The organism is Pseudomonas sp. CCI4.2, assembly GCF_034350045.1.
Classification (GTDB): domain Bacteria; phylum Pseudomonadota; class Gammaproteobacteria; order Pseudomonadales; family Pseudomonadaceae; genus Aquipseudomonas.
In genome coordinates this window covers 3,088,023-3,103,410 of record NZ_CP133781.1, presented here as the reverse complement: position 1 = coordinate 3,103,410, position 15,388 = coordinate 3,088,023, and the positions used below count along the sequence as shown (strand labels likewise).

Genomic DNA, 15,388 nt, shown 5'->3' with positions numbered 1-15,388 from the left:
GGAATGGACAGTCTGAGCGGCATCAGTATTTTCGTGCAGGTCGCGGAAACACCCAGTTTTACCGAAGCCGCCAAGTTACTCGATACTTCCGCTTCAGCCGTAGGTAAAAGTGTCGCGCGACCGGCTGATATCGCACCAGGTGGGCACGTTTCGCCTGGTGTTGGTTGCCTCCCCTGGGTACCTCAACCAACGCGGCGTCCCGCAACATCCCCGCGACTTGGCGAATCACGCCTGTCTGCTGCACAAATTTCCGGCGACGGGTAAGATCGAGCACTGGCCGCTCCAGACACCCGATGCGTCGCCGATACCACGTTTGACGAAAACAGCCATCTGCTCGACCACCGAATCCCAACACTATTTGGCGTTGCAAGGCATGGGAATCGCCTGCATTGCAGATTTGGTAGTCCGCGACTCGTTAAGTCGGGGTGAACTGCAACTGGTACTGGAAGATTTCGTTGTTCACAGCGGAGCGCTTTGGATGTTATGGCCGTCAAGTCGCCACGCTTCGCCTAAACTAAGGGCGTTGATCGACTTCTTGAAAGACAACCTGTTGGCCGCCTCAGCGGATAAATAGATTTCAACTGTGTATGAGCAGATTATCGAGCCATGGCTAAACCATCACACCGCGACAAAATACTGACCGAAGGCCTTAAGGTCGTGCATGAACGTGGGTTCGCAGGCGCCAGCGTGCGAGACATTGTGCAAGCGGCAGGCGTGCCTCAGGGTTCATTTACCAATCACTTCATTTCCAAGGAACTGTTTGGTCTGGAAATTCTCGACCTCTACGCCGTGAACACAAACTCGGTGCTTGATGAAACCTTGCATAACGCCTCGCTATCGCCATTGGCACGGTTACGCAGTTATTTCGATTTTCATCAGCAAACCCTGGAAAACGGCTGCCTTAACATTGGCTGCCTGTACGGCAACCTTGCCGCCGAAGCCAGTGAACACAGCGACATCATCCGTAATCGACTGGTGGAAATATTCTCGTCGTTGCAGGACAACATCGCTGACTGCCTCAAGCAAGCAGTGGCTGCGGGGGAGTTGCATGAGGGGTTCGAGTGCGAAAAAACCGCGTTATTTATCGTGTCTTCGTTGCAGGGAGCCGTGCTGCTAGGCAAGGCCCAACGCAGCACCGACCCCCTGAAGAACCTCATCCATATTCTGTTTGATAACCTGTTGCGTTGAGCTGATCTGCGGCTCGAAAACGGTCTGCTCGCACATTAAATGCAAACCGTGTGAAAGGCCGCCCAAGCAAAAACGCGCACCCACGCTGCATCATTCCCGATTGTATTTTGCAAATTTGCACTGGTAGGATCCGGCAGGTATTTCTCGCGCCAAACGAGAACCAGAACAATAAAGATGCAGGGAAACAGTGAATGAGCAGTGAGATTTTATTTCCTCGAATTCAAGATGCAGACGCTGGCCGCGACCCCGACGCGGTATTGATCAGCGTGCGCAATCATATCGGTCATTTAACCCTCAATCGCCCCGCAGGCTTGAATGCCATCAACCTGGACATGGTGCGTACGCTGCAAGTGCAGCTTGATCTATGGGCACACGACGACGAGATAGTCGCCGTGGTATTGCGTGGCAGCGGCGACAAAGCATTTTGCGCAGGCGGCGATATTCGTTCGCTGTACGACAGTTTTAAAAACGGCCTGACGGTTCATCTGGACTTCTTCTTCGAAGAGTACGCCCTCGACCTGACGCTTCATCATTACCGCAAACCGGTGCTTGCGCTGATGGACGGTTATGTTCTGGGCGGCGGCATGGGCCTGGCCCAGGGCGCCGATCTGCGCGTGGTCACCGAGCGCAGCCGATTGGCGATGCCGGAAGTGGCGATCGGATATTTCCCGGACGTGGGCGGCAGTTATTTTCTCCCCCGCTTACTCGGTGAGTTGGGCATTTACCTCGGCGTCACCGGCGTGCAAATCAGCGCAGCAGATGCGCTGTATTGCGGCCTGGCCGACTGGCACGTAAACAGCGACTCATTGGCGCAGTTGGACAAGGCATTGGACAGCCTGTCGTGGAATGACAACGCGCTTAAAGACCTGCAAAACCTGCTGACAAAAATCGGCGTGCAGCAGTTACCCGATGCGCCATTGCAAAAGCTGCGCCCGGTCATTGATCACTTTTTTGGTCTGCCCGATGTTCCAAGCATCATTGAGCAATTGCGCGCAGTCACGGTCGCCGACAGTCACGAATGGGCCCTGCGTACCGCCAATGTGATGGAAAGCCGTTCGCCCTTGGCGATGTCGGTGACGCTGGCAATGCTCAGGCGCGGTCGTCGCTTGCCGCTTGAAGCGTGTTTTGAGATGGAACTGCACGTGGACCGCCTGTGGTTCGAACATGGCGATCTGATTGAGGGTGTGCGCGCAATGATCATCGACAAAGACAACCAACCGAAGTGGAACCCGCCCACCTTGCGGGCACTCACTGCCAAGCACGTCGAACGTTTCTTCATCGGCCAAGAGGACTGATGCCATGCACGATCTTGAACTGACCGATGAGCAAGTAATGATCCGCGACATGGCGCGCGACTTTGCCCGCAATGAAATCGCGCCCCACGCCCAGGCGTGGGAGAAAGCCGGCTGGATCGACGATAAATTGGTCGCCACCCTGGGTGAATTGGGTTTGCTCGGTATGGTAGTCCCCGAAGCATGGGGCGGCACCTATGTCGGTTACGTGGCCTATGCGCTGGCGGTAGAGGAAATCTCCGCAGGCGATGGCGCCACCGGTGCGCTGATGAGTATCCACAATTCCGTGGGCTGTGGCCCGGTGCTCAACTACGGCACCGACGCTCAAAAACAAACATGGCTGCCCGCATTGGCCAGCGGTCAGGCGATTGGTTGTTTTTGCCTGACCGAACCGCAAGCCGGCTCTGAAGCGCATAACCTGCGCACCCGCGCCGAGCTGCATGACGGTCAGTGGATCATCAACGGCGCCAAACAGTTCGTCAGCAACGGCAAACGCGCCAAACTGGCCATTGTCTTTGCGGTGACGGACCCCGAGCTGGGCAAGAAAGGCCTGTCAGCGTTTTTGGTGCCCACCGACACCGCCGGATTTATCGTTGATCGTACCGAACATAAAATGGGCATTCGCGCGTCCGACACCTGCGCCGTCACGTTGAATGATTGCCGTATTCCCGCCGCCAATTTGCTCGGCGAGCGTGGTAAAGGACTGAACATCGCTCTGTCCAACCTTGAAGGCGGGCGCATTGGCATCGCTGCCCAAGCATTGGGTATCGCCCGTGCCGCGTTTGAAGCCGCGCTGGCCTATGCCCGCGAACGAGTGCAGTTCGACAAGCCGATCATCGAGCATCAAAGCATCGCTAATATGCTTGCCGACATGCACACCCAATTAAACGCTTCACGCTTGCTGATTTTGCATGCAGCACGCCTGCGCAGCGCGGGGAAACCCTGTTTGTCAGAAGCCTCCCAGGCCAAGCTGTTTGCCTCGGAAATGGCCGAAAAAGTCTGTTCCAACGCTGTGCAGATCCATGGCGGTTATGGCTATCTGGAAGACTACCCGGTGGAGCGCTATTACCGGGACGCACGGATCACGCAGATCTACGAGGGCTCCAGCGAAATCCAGCGCCTGGTGATTGCCCGTGAGTTGCGTCACTACGCGCTCTGAACGCTAGCCAGTCGAGCCGCTTCAAGGCGGCTCTTGTTTCAGGGGCGGTTCATTCGTTGCCAGGCACGCACTTCAGGGAACAAAATTGTGTCGACCCAGCAACATGACCAGCAGGGTTAACGAGTCAGCATTATTGAGCAAAATCTCCCCTCGCATTTCGGCGTTGGCCAGAAACTCAAGACGAGCCTCTGCCAGCGTTGACTTACCCGTCACGCCTAAAACGAAAGACTTGCCTTCCGCAGGGTCATCACTGAGGTCTTCCCATCGGCCGTTTTTAAACCGCTTGAACAGTTGCTCAATGGGCGTGCGATGGGACAGGAAACGGAGCTGCATTTCTTCCACATCGGACTTGAGCTGAACCATGCCAGGCGAATCGTCGGCCATCAGGTCAAGAAAAGGCGCGGATGACTCTACATAGGCAATATCGAACGTATTGTTGCTCAAGTGAGAGACCTCATGGATCACCGACGCGGATCGGGCATGAGCGGTTGCGTTGAAGCTGGCACTCCCGGCGAGCGGGACCTTGAGATGGTAAAACGACGACTGAAAAAAGCGCTCAGTCAGGAAAATACGCAGAAGAGGGTCTTCCTTGAGCGTAAATGCCACCGTGGTTTCATACCCGGCCCGGTTTAACCCGATAACATATCGGGGGGATGAGTAAGAGGCCAACGATGGGTCCATTACTGAATTAAACAACCCGGTCACTGATTGCCTGATTGAACCTAACAGTTCTGCACTGGTGTTCTGAATACCAAAAAAAGCAGTAATGATTTGATTGACCTTCGGATGCAGCAGACCACCGGATTCAAGCGCGTTCAGGTTATCCATACACGTCTCAATGTAGCGTTTAGCTTGCAAATGAGCGCGCCCGATCTGTCGTGCGCGCGCCCGATACAACTGCCGTATTTGAGGCATCCCGGTGGCCAAAACGGAAAACTCTAGATTGATCGCATGTTCGACGTCGCCAACCGCGAGTTCCGCTGCAGAGGATAAGCGGGTAACAGCGCCTCCTCCACCCTTCAGCCCCCAATGGACATTGAGCTCCCATTGCTGGTGCTGATTGAGCCGAAGATTTGGACCGACTTTGTCACCACTGATAATGTTCCAGCGTTCATTTTCCCGCCGGACTTCATAAACCTTGCCTGCCACAGCGGCGTAATTTTTTTGAGTCAGTGGCGCCTGATAGAGGTTGTAAAGCTCATCCTTCAGCAGATTACCCAGGGTGATATCTGACACCTCGAACGTCTGTAACCGCCGTTTTACTTCCGAAGGCAGTTGGGTGTTTTGCCATGAATACTCGGGACGAGACATTAGCTTGCTTAACCGAATGGGAACGACAGGTTCAAAGTTCGACGTCTCTGCGGCGGACTGTTTCGCCATGGCAAAAATCGACAAGGCGACAGTGAACTCCCCCAACGCCCGACCCCAATTACTGCCCACGGCTGACTCAGCGGATGACTGCAACATCAACACACCTTGCCAGGCAGCTATTAGCACACCCAGTTCGCCGGGCATGAAAATCAGCATCTGTTCGGCGCCGAGCGTCATCAGATAGGTGAACGATTCCCAGTCGGCCTGGGCGGTGGTTACCGTTTGTTGTTGGGCCATCTGCTTGAGCACATTCAAGGTGTCTTCAAACAGATACGTTAGAAGGTTGCCGGGTATGGGTTCGTAGCTCAGGGTGACCGGACCCAGCGAAAACATCGGGTAGTCCACGTAGAAATCGACACTCCATAGGGGCGGCAGATGAAAGCTGTGATGCCCATAACGCGTTCTCACCTCATCCGAAACACGCTGCATCAGCTGGGATTGCAACGCGCTTGAGCGGCGAATGTCCTGCAATAGGCTCTCGCGGGTCACGTATTCCTTGAAGCAAAAATTCCGGTTGAAAATCGAATAGAGAATCACCGGACCTTTAGCCGCGTCTTTCGAGCAGATCACATAAAAACCGGGCACCGTGTCTGCTATTGCACCGTCCTGGGCAATCAGGCGCAGCGGGCACAAAACAATTTCCTCACCATGCACCGCCTGCCGCGCAAGCGTGTCAGGCATTTCCATCAGGCCTTCGATGTACTGGTAAGCGTTGGACGTGAGCGGGCCCTCGAGCTTTTTCTGCATGGCCAATTCAATCATCATCGCGGGCCACTGTTTGACAAAAAGACCTTTGCGAATGGCGTATTCCGGTCCCTTAGTGTCGAGTTTTTGCGTCAGCAACTTCTGAAAATGAGCGCCTACGTCTAACGTGCGGATCAATCCTTTAAGGTAAGCGGGGGTCAATTGCGCAGGGACCGTACGGCCTTTTCCAGAGGCCACGGTCAAGGTTGCCCCTTGAATGGCCGCAGAATGATTCAGGGCAAATTCGGTCAGTGTTTGGGTTTTGATATCGGTCGCAGCGGGAAAAAAAGAGGGTGTCTGTCCTAGACCCGTTGGCGAGCCCACATACCGCGTGAGGGTAATCTGTAAATCGTCTGGATCGAATGGGTGATCCGGGAAGTCGAGGTGTAATTGCTTGATGACTTGTTCGCGGGCGAAGCCTTTTAAGCCTGGAATACCGAACAAGAAGTCCTTTTCCCACAGGGTGATCTGAGCGTAACGCCTGAGGACGTCGGCGTACTCCTCCACCGACTCCGCAGAAGCGGCTTTCATCCAAGCCGGTATCCGAGCTTCAAACAAGACGTTTTGAATCTTGCTTGAGATGACGTCCAGCGCCAAGGCAGTAGAGTCATCCGCTTGAGCGGCGGCGACCAGGTTACCGAAGAGTTTTGCCTCGACCCGGCATCGAGAAGCCCACTCAAAGGCCTGAACTACACCCTGTGTTCGGCGGTTCAAGTCAACGGTTTGCAAGTACTCGATGAAATTACCGTCGATTTGGCGCGTTTGGATTGACAGTGATATCGCTTCGGTACGCTCCAGGCATTTGCGGATGCGCGCTTTGTCTGGCTCGGCAAAAAGTGCCAGCCAATGCTCACGCCGTTCACCATTTCTCAGGCGGGCAATGATCGCTTGCTGGAGTATGTCGAGGCTTTCGACCACTTTCAGCCCCTCAAATGGTGTCCAGAACAACAGTGTGCTGTCCGTGCGCCCGGGCTGCTGTAGCGCAAAAACGTTGGTCATTTGCACGGCAGAGCTGGATGGGTCATAGGTTAACCACAGGCTGTAAACCTCGACCGCCTTGTCGCCGAACACACGGCGCAAATTGCGTGTCGGATAGTTCAGCACCTGCTCGAAGGCTTCACGGGCTTGAACATTAAAGGTGCTCAGGCGACTGGCAAGGTCCAGTTCAATACGTAATAAGGCGTTGCGAATACCGCGGGAGATTGCACCCGGAAACAGTTGACTGTCGTTCCGACGCAAGGGGCGTGTATAGAATTGTTGGGTCTGGTTCATCAACGCGGCCGACAACTGTGCGCGGGCGCTATTGAGCACATGATTGAGTAATTGGGGTGTCAACCGCAGGACATTGACCTGCTGTGGCGCGGTCAAGATTGAAATCTGACTGTCGGCCGGAACCTCGATTTGGCGATATCCGCTGGCCCGTTCGAGCAACAGCGTCACTAAGTCCACCGACTGCGGGGCTGGGTCAAGGGTGCCCTGTGTCTTGGCGGGCAACTGCTCTGGAATCTGTACCCGGACCTCTTTAGCCGTCAGATGACCTTCGCCGATCACTGCCAACTGCCGGTTTAACGCATCCAATGAACAGCGCTCGACATCAGGCTGCGCCTCCCACATACGCTGCGCGTTGTCTTCAAGAATCTGGGTTAACTCGGTCCAGGTGGGCGAACGTGGAACGGTCTCACCTTTGCCTTTACCGGAGGCAGCGGTGGCGGGGATTCCAGTAGCGGCCGATTTCAGCCAGGTTTCATCGAACGTAGCTATTCCTTCGCGCCACCGATGACGAGCTCCCAGACAGATCAGGCGTTGATCGACCAGATAGCGAACGTCCAATGCATCGTCGATCATCACAGCGATCCGGCTACGTTCTGGTCGAGGCTGCTGTAGCGCGAACTGCACATTACTGTTTTGCAGGGCCATGATTGAATCAACCGCATTCAGAAACGGGTCATTGCCCTCCATATCGTCAAATTGCAACGTCCACGGCGTTGAAGTTACCCAGGCATGATCGCTCAATGGCAGATGGCAAAGCAGCTCAAGGGTGCCTTCGGGAGTAGAGAAATGGTCGCTTAATTCCAGCCGGTTACGGAACCTGCGCAGTCCTTTTCCAGCCGTGTACACAATCAGTTCCGGGAGTGACGGCACCACTGACGCAATCACAAAAACTCCGACAAGCCTTGGCCGTTGTCGAGCATTGTCCGACAGCGCAAGCGTCATGACAGTTATTGGACCACCATCGCCCCACTGTTTTAGTTGTGGGTCAAGGAGCGTGCTAATTCGCCGGGATTCATGAGCAACTAGAAAACCATCATGCCGTCGTGCATACAGGTGCTGACGAAAAGCTTCTGCGAAAGCGTTAGCGACATATTCGCGACGCGTCTGGCCCTGACCAACAGGTGACCACCAGAATTTGCCGAGTTGCGTCTCAAAGGTTGCTGGCACTGCCTTGATGGTATTGGACAGGGCAAGCTGAACCGACTTCACCCCGACTTGATCGAGGGTCTTACCGAACGAATCGATAAAACGCCGCTCACGGCCAAGCGGTAATGCAATACCACTGTAATCATCCAGCGCTGCATCCAGAAGGCTTTGTGTGCCGGAAACCAATCCGTCCACTTTTGGCGACTCAGGTGACTCCAGAATCTGTAAAAGATGGGATGAAGGATCCCCCGCTAAACCGGGTAATGAGCCAGCGAGTGTCTGCTGCAGCCCACATTGAAATACCATTTGCAAAGAGGGGATCTGCTCTAAATGCTGGGCAAGCGCTTCGATTTTCTCCACATGGTGATCGATGATGTTGAACATTCTGTTTTCGAACACCGGCGTTTCGATTAGCACATCTTCAAACGTGGGGACTTCTTCGGTTCTTGAACCGAAACGTTGCAATAACGTACCTAGCAGTTGCTCTCGATCATCAAAGCGCTCCAAGCCATACAGCAAGGTATCGAGAAAAATCGTGGTATCGCTCGACCGATAACTGATCTGTAGCGCAGCAGCCAGCTCAACGTTAGCGGGCAAGCCTCCGTTTTTTTTCAAACCGTCCAATCGCGGCGGATTCCAGTCCTGGGTGTCGGAAGGAGGTGTCACTAAGGTTCGCAACCATAGCGCCTCGGCTTCATCAATGTGCTCGGCAAGAAGCGCATTCTCGACATTTTGAGTGAATCGCTGCTTGAGTGATTCGGCATGAAAATAGGGGAGTGATACGGAGGGGGCGGCAGTGGAGATTGAATCGAGCAACATGGCAAGCTTCCTTCGTCGACGCCACTTCTCGGGAACGGGTCCCGGAAGTGGCTAGATATGAAGAGGAAACTTACCTTGGCCGCCGTTGCTGCCTGCGTTACATAACGCTTATCGCTTTATTGATCTCAGCGAAATCAAACTTTTTTGTTCAGCGCTACCCATACCGCAAACGCGTCAACAAAAGCCTGCAGGAAAGGTTTGGTTTTTTCAGAAAGCGTGCCCGACTCGTCAAAAAGGACCCCGGCGTTGCCCAAGTAGGCTTCCGGTTGCTGCATACACGGTACGTTGAGGAACACCAAAGATTGGCGCAAATGATGGTTAGCGCCAAAGCCCCCCACGGCGCCTGGCGACGCGCTGACGACAGCGCCGGGTTTACCGCCACCCCAAGCGCTTTGGCCGTACGGACGAGAACCAACGTCGATGGCATTCTTCAACACGCCTGGCACTGAGCGATTGTATTCTGGAGTTACAAACAAGAAAGCATCTGCCGCCATTAGTTGCTGGCGAAATGCCACATAAGCAGCCGGCGGATTACCTGCGTCGATGTCTTCGTTATAAAGAGGTAGATCACCGATCTCGATAATCTTTAGTTCAAGGGTTTCAGGCGCCAACGCGGCCAGCGCAAGTGCGACCTTACGGTTGATCGAGTCTTTTCTCAGGCTGCCCACGAGGACTGCAATCTTGTAGACCTGGCTCATGAAGAGTTTCCGCTTATGATATGGGGAGATTCAGTTATAGATGATGCAGCACACTTCGTCTGGTTTTCAATGCCGAGCGTTGCAACACCGCGCAGAATAACTCAAACGGATGCAGCCCATGGCACGGTGCTTAGCCCCCAGACTTTTTTTTCTGCGGACGAAAACTCATCAGTCAAAATACGGTCTGATCCACCAGTAAGCAGTCACTGAACCTGTTCTTTCAGACTTACCTTACAAGCGGGCGTAGACTGTCGTCGCGCAGTGTTAGCATGTCAGCGCAATTGAGCGGTTATCTTCAGAGGTTACAAAGCAAATGGCTTCAGTTCTCGTTGGACAATTCCATGCAAGGGACGCGGAAGGCCGTGTCTATTCAGTGCATGAATTCCAGGAATCACAGCCGGATGCGGCGAGCGGCAAGGAGCCTGTCACAACCTATCGTTTGGCCATCGGTGATCGAGTCACCCACCTGGGCGGGGACGACTTTGAGTTGCTCCAGTCCAAAGTAAAAATGACCCGCACCTGATTCGGGCTATTGGTTACGTTGTCATGTGATTACCTGCCTGCCGCTTGGATGCTCTGCTCCCTTTCTCGACTCTACAAAGAGCGATAAAGAGCGAGTCCAAGCGGCAGTTCAAATGATTTGCGCGATACCAGCCTGTCTCTTTCGGTTATTCAAAAATCAAATACCAGAAAATGGCCGTTTCTCGGGTGTCGGGATCAATTGCGCGGTACAGCAAGTGGTCTATTCCGCCGACTATGTACCCGCAACGCTCATAAAGCTTGCACGCCGCCAAGTTGCTGTTTTGGGTTTCGAGCATGATCCCAGGCAAGTGACGCTTGCGGCTCCAGAATTGCGCCACCTCAAGCAACGACCGGGCAACCCCTGTGCGCCGGGCCGACGCATCAACTGCCAATTCATCGACATGGGCAAAACCGTTCCAGTGGGTGCTGAGCACCATATGACCTACTGGCCGCTCCCCGAGCCACGCTACGAGAACAGTGTTATCAGGCCCGTGCCGGTAATGATCGAACTCTTGAGCGTCGATCCCGTAATTCTTGCGGTAAGGCTTGACCGGTTCAACCTCCCAGCGCTCGACGCGCTGCCCGACCTGCGCAAGCGCGTAGCCGCTGACGGTAAAGGTGAACTCACTGTTGAGGATGTAATCCTCAAAGCGCTCATCCGCAACGCGAATGGACAGTTCAGGGTTAGCTTGGGTCATGGCACCACTGAGTGAGGTTGATGAAACCGCGCTATTGAACGGCCGCTTGCGTCTGAGCCTCAAGCAACTGAACCCACAACGCAGGTGCTCCGGCGGATTTAGCGATGGCCGCCATACGCACATCGTGCTCTGCCATCTCGCTGTCGCTGGCCAGAATCACACGGGCTGGCTGCCGATCACTGGGCAGGCGACGAATTTCCGTGGCGGTATTGCCCGACCCTTCGCCCGAACCATTCCCGTCCGTTGCATTGCCCGCCAGGGACAAGCTGGTCTGACCGCCGGTCATCGTCAGATAAACGTCGGCAAGAATCTCGGCATCAAGCAAAGCGCCGTGCAGTTCTCGACCGGAGTTGTCTACACCATAACGTTTGCAGAGTGCGTCGAGGCTATTGCGCTGACCGGGGTGGCGCTCACGGGCCATGGCCAGGGTGTCAAGAATGGTGCAATGCTGAGTGAGATCAGCCTTGTCCCGCTGTCCCAGCAGCGCAAATTCATTATTGATGAAACCAACGTCGAACGCGGCGTTGTGGATGATCAGTTGAGCGCCCTTGATGAATTCAAAGAACTCTTCAGCGACCTCATTAAAGCGCGGCTTACCGACCAGGAATTCGGTGGTGATGCCGTGAACGCCAATAGCGCCTTCATCGCTTTCGCGATCCGGCTGCAAATACACGTGAAAATGTCGCCCGGTCAGGCGTCGGCCGATCAATTCAACACAGCCGATCTCGATCACCCGATGCCCGTCGGCAACGGGCATACCAGTGGTTTCGGTATCGAGTACAACAGATCTAAGCACCATAAATTGTGAATTCTCAACGCTTCAACACCGTACAAGAGCGGAATTTTAGCACACCCCGCCGCGCAAAATGCCGCCCCACGGCATCGCACGGGTGACGCAGAATTCAGCGCGCAATCATGACGGCTGCAACACCACCCTGCCGATGACGGGAACCTCGGCCATATAGCGCTGTGCTGATGTCGCCTTCTCCAGCGGAAACACTTTGTCCACTCGCGACGTCAACAGGCCGTCCGCCGTGAGTTGGTTGATGACGCTTAACGCTTTGTGCACCGCTTCGTAGTTGGGCTCGACGCCCGACTCAGCTTTGCCGGTGAAGTTACTCAGGCAGTGCACGAAAAACTTGATGTTCTTCTGAAACGCCTCTTGGGCCGGAAACGGCGTTTGATTGCCATTTTTCAGGCCGTAAAGCACCACACTGCCCCGTGGTGCAAGGGCATCCACCAATAGGTTCATCTGTGAACCGCCCAAACCGTCGAATATGGCATCAACGCCTTTACCGCCGGTCAGTTTGTTTACCCGATGAATCAGGTCGTGCTCTTCTGTGAGCACCACTGTCTGCGCGCCGAGGTCGAGTAAACGTTGCTTATCGTGGGTGTTCTTGGCGGCGGCAATGACATTCAGGCCAAGCGCTTTGCCCAACTGCAGAAAAGCAGGACCGGCACATTGGCTCGCGTCGGTAACAAGCACCGTCTGCCCCGGTTTGACCTTGGACAAATCAACGTACGCGAAATACGCCAGCAGCAGCGATGTGTAATGCACGCTGGCCTGGGCCGCAGTCAGCACATCGGGATACACCGTCACTGCCGAACGTGGCAATTCCAGAAACTCGCCGTTCAAGGTGCATGTACAAGCACCTTCGCACGAATAGGTCGCGACCTTATCACCGGGAGACACGTCGGTAACTGCGTCGCCAACCGCGAGCACGACGCCCGCAATTTCTTTGCCCAGCCCTTCAAGCAGCCGGGCCTCAGCAGTAGTCGGATTCAGGCGCCACAAGGCGTCGTAAGGGCTGATACCGATGGACTCAATCCGTATCAATACGTGATGGGTAGCAGGTTGACCGACGAAACGGTCTTTGGATTCGACTGTTGCGGCGGTGTCTTTGGATTCGGGACGAATCGAGCGTTGCATTTGACACCTCATGGCGTGAGCTATGGGTGATGACTCTATCTAGCCCCGGTAACCGCAGCCATCGACGCGTATCAATAGTCGCAATGCCTACAGTTGATGGGAAAAGAGGGAACTTTCGGTTTTAAAAGCGGGGGATTAATGCGCGAAACATCTGTAGGAGCCAACGTGTTGGCGAAGGTCCTTGGGACTTATCGCAGCCACGGCACCTCCTACAGAAATCTGTGCAGCGCCAGAACTGTGGGACCGAATTTATTCGGGAAGGCTTCAGTCCTGACACCCTGCAACCAAAACCACACAAAGTGCCACCCAGTTTGCTGCGCGACAGCGCGGCGTCGAAGACGTGGCGGCCCCTCCTACAGAGAATTGCGTTTCTGCTGAAATTTGTTCAGCCGTGCTTCATACCTCTGACTTCATCAACCCCGCGATTCGCCAATTGGTCAGCACGTTCGTTGCCATCATGCCCGGTGTGCCCGCGTACCCATTTCCAAGTCACGGTATGGCGATTCACTTGCTCATCCAACAATTGCCACAAATCAGCATTTTTCACTGGCTGTTTGGCCGCTGTTTTCCAGCCGCGCTTTTTCCAGTTAACCAGCCATTCCTTCATGCCCTTCATGACGTATTCCGAGTCTGTCACCACCAGCACGTTGCAATGGCGCTTGAGCTCTTCCAACCCACGAATGGCCGCCGTCAGCTCCATGCGATTGTTGGTGGTATTGGCTTCGCCCCCCCAGAGCTCTTTTTCCACGCCTTTGCACACCAGCAGCGCACCCCAGCCGCCTGGGCCGGGGTTGCCCTTGCAGGCGCCATCAGTAAAAATTTCAACGCTTTCGTTCGCGACAACCGGTTCCATCAAACTTCCCATCTTAAAAATATGGCCATCAGGCTTTTAGGGTTGCGGGTTGCGCCGATTGACCTTGGCCATCGGCAACGGCAGCAGCTTGCCCATGGGCTGGCGCTGGACCTGACGCACGGGACGCAAGCCGACCACAATCTTGCGTGCCACTAATAAATAGAAGCCGCCGCCAGGACTTTGCCAACTGTCGCCGAGACGTTCGAGCCCCGCCAGTCGCGCTTGCCAGGCCGCAGAAGCAAGCGGAGGACGATAGCACCCGAAGCGTCGTTTCTCCAGCGCGAAGCCCAGCAGGTTCAACCAGTCCGCGACCCGGGAAGGGGAAATACAACGGGCCTTGCGCAGCGCGTCGTGGGCAAAGAAATGACGCAACCCCCACGCACTCCAAGGGTTAATTCCAATGATCAATAAATGGCCGCCCGGCCGTACGCTGGCCGCTGCTTCCCGCAACAAACCGTGGGGCGACAAGCAAAAATCCAGGCCGTGCTGCATGACCACAACGTCAGCCGCATGCTCGCTGAGCGGCCAAGCCTGCTCCTCACAAACGATTTCTACACCGGGCAACGGCGCACCGAGGCGCACGTTGCGCTGAACCTGCTTGGCCTCAGGTGGCGCGTCGGCAGAAGGGCCGTAATGCACCAGATAACCGCCAAAGTAACGGCCCAACTCGTCTTCAAGAACGCGTCGCTCCTCTTCTAGCAACAGCTGCCCCAAGGGCTCGGACAACCACTCTCGGGCCGAGCTGATCAGCGCAAGCCATTCAGGATCAGCTTGGGCGAAAGCTTCATCGGTCATTTGGGATCTCCATGTGGGCGCTCGCTTAGAGCCGCAACAAACCCTAAGATGCACCATTGTTTCCTGCTTAGCGAACTGAGCCATGATACAGATTGATGCCCTGCCCGCTTTTACTGACAACTATATTTGGTTGTTACAAGACGCTTCCAGCAAACGCTGCGCCGTGGTCGATCCCGGCGATGCCGAACCGGTACTGGCATGGTTGAAACAGCATCCCGACTGGCAGCTCAGCGACATTCTGGTCACCCATCACCATCACGACCATGTGGGTGGCGTCACCGAACTCAAAGCCGTCACCGGCGCTCGGGTGCTCGGTCCTGCGGCTGAAACAATCCCTGCGCGGGACGTCGCGCTCAAGGACAACGATTCGATCACCGTTCTCGGCTTGGATTTCGCTGTCTTTTCAGTCCCAGGTCATACCTTGGGCCATATCGCCTTCTACCATGAAGACCCGCAAGCCCCGCTGTTGTTCTGCGGCGATACGCTGTTCGCTGCGGGGTGCGGTCGTCTGTTCGAAGGCACGCCGGCACAAATGCATGAATCCCTCAGTCGGCTCGCCGCCCTGCCCGACAGCACCCTCATTTACTGCACCCACGAATATACGCTGAGTAACCTGCGCTTCGCGCAAGCGGTAGAACCGGCCAACCTCGACATCGCGGAACGTTTTGCGCAAGTCAGCCACTGGCGCAGTAAAAATCGCATTAGCCTGCCTTCAAATTTAGCGCTGGAACGACTCACCAACCCGTTTATTAGGACCCACGAAAGCGCCGTCAAGGAAAAAGCAGACGAACGGACAGGTACCGACAATCGGTCGCCTACGGCGATTTTTGCTAGCCTGCGCGCGTGGAAAGACACGTTCTAATTACGACCTTTATCGGTACAAAAATTCTGAAAGGTTGAC

The 15,388-nt window shown here is 55.1% G+C and carries 13 protein-coding genes and 1 pseudogene; 7 read left to right on the top strand and 7 right to left on the bottom strand.

The window, feature by feature from the left end; translation table 11 throughout:
* Positions 1-3: 3 nt before the first annotated feature.
* From RHM65_RS25355 to RHM65_RS14035, 5 genes and pseudogenes are all read left to right on the top strand, one after another.
* Positions 4-75, top strand: a pseudogene (locus tag RHM65_RS25355) (hypothetical protein); the annotation flags it as partial.
* Between the two features lie 64 nt (positions 76-139).
* Entirely contained in the window at positions 140-574 is a 435-nt protein-coding gene (locus RHM65_RS14050) for a LysR substrate-binding domain-containing protein (RefSeq protein ID WP_416195112.1), read from the top strand.
* 32 nt (positions 575-606) lie between these two features.
* Positions 607-1,188: a TetR family transcriptional regulator C-terminal domain-containing protein gene (locus tag RHM65_RS14045; protein WP_322165366.1), complete on the top strand. Its 582-nt coding sequence runs from the start codon at positions 607-609 to the stop codon at positions 1,186-1,188.
* A gap of 191 nt (positions 1,189-1,379) precedes the next feature.
* Positions 1,380-2,483, top strand: a complete 1,104-nt coding sequence (locus RHM65_RS14040) for an enoyl-CoA hydratase/isomerase family protein (protein WP_322165367.1) — start codon at positions 1,380-1,382, stop codon at positions 2,481-2,483.
* 4 nt (positions 2,484-2,487) lie between these two features.
* Complete coding sequence (locus RHM65_RS14035; RefSeq protein ID WP_322183637.1) at positions 2,488-3,639, top strand: acyl-CoA dehydrogenase family protein; 1,152 nt, start codon at positions 2,488-2,490, stop codon at positions 3,637-3,639.
* 72 nt (positions 3,640-3,711) lie between these two features.
* On the opposite strand, the gene RHM65_RS14030 is transcribed toward RHM65_RS14035, so the two are convergent.
* Complete coding sequence (locus RHM65_RS14030) at positions 3,712-8,991, bottom strand: dermonecrotic toxin domain-containing protein (protein WP_322183636.1); 5,280 nt, start codon at positions 8,989-8,991, stop codon at positions 3,712-3,714.
* A 134-nt stretch (positions 8,992-9,125) separates the two neighbouring features.
* The gene (locus RHM65_RS14025) at positions 9,126-9,689 is read right to left on the bottom strand and encodes an NAD(P)H-dependent oxidoreductase (protein WP_322183634.1); all 564 of its coding nucleotides are present in this window, start codon (positions 9,687-9,689) and stop codon (positions 9,126-9,128) included.
* A gap of 313 nt (positions 9,690-10,002) precedes the next feature.
* Here RHM65_RS14025 and RHM65_RS14020 point away from each other — a divergent pair, with 313 nt between their 5' ends.
* The gene (locus RHM65_RS14020) at positions 10,003-10,212 is read left to right on the top strand and encodes a hypothetical protein (RefSeq protein ID WP_322165372.1); all 210 of its coding nucleotides are present in this window, start codon (positions 10,003-10,005) and stop codon (positions 10,210-10,212) included.
* Between the two features lie 145 nt (positions 10,213-10,357).
* Here RHM65_RS14020 and RHM65_RS14015 read toward each other — a convergent pair whose 3' ends face one another.
* The 5 genes from RHM65_RS14015 to RHM65_RS13995 all read right to left on the bottom strand — a co-directional run bounded on the left by RHM65_RS14015 (position 10,358) and on the right by RHM65_RS13995 (position 14,487).
* Positions 10,358-10,909 (bottom strand): GNAT family N-acetyltransferase, encoded by a 552-nt coding sequence (locus tag RHM65_RS14015; protein WP_322183633.1) that lies wholly within the window; start codon positions 10,907-10,909, stop codon positions 10,358-10,360.
* 31 nt (positions 10,910-10,940) lie between these two features.
* On the bottom strand, positions 10,941-11,708 hold the full coding sequence (gene dnaQ / locus RHM65_RS14010; protein WP_322183631.1) for a DNA polymerase III subunit epsilon: 768 nt from the start codon (positions 11,706-11,708) through the stop codon (positions 10,941-10,943).
* Positions 11,709-11,822: 114 nt separating this feature from the next.
* Positions 11,823-12,839, bottom strand: coding sequence for a zinc-dependent alcohol dehydrogenase family protein (locus RHM65_RS14005; RefSeq protein WP_322165375.1), 1,017 nt, complete (start codon positions 12,837-12,839; stop codon positions 11,823-11,825).
* Positions 12,840-13,224: 385 nt separating this feature from the next.
* Positions 13,225-13,692 (bottom strand): ribonuclease HI, encoded by a 468-nt coding sequence (gene rnhA, locus RHM65_RS14000; protein WP_322183629.1) that lies wholly within the window; start codon positions 13,690-13,692, stop codon positions 13,225-13,227.
* 36 nt (positions 13,693-13,728) lie between these two features.
* The gene (locus RHM65_RS13995; protein ID WP_322165377.1) at positions 13,729-14,487 is read right to left on the bottom strand and encodes a class I SAM-dependent methyltransferase; all 759 of its coding nucleotides are present in this window, start codon (positions 14,485-14,487) and stop codon (positions 13,729-13,731) included.
* An 82-nt stretch (positions 14,488-14,569) separates the two neighbouring features.
* Between RHM65_RS13995 and gloB the strand changes: the two genes are divergently transcribed.
* Positions 14,570-15,349, top strand: a complete 780-nt coding sequence (gloB, locus tag RHM65_RS13990; protein ID WP_322165378.1) for a hydroxyacylglutathione hydrolase — start codon at positions 14,570-14,572, stop codon at positions 15,347-15,349.
* Positions 15,350-15,388 lie beyond the last annotated feature (39 nt).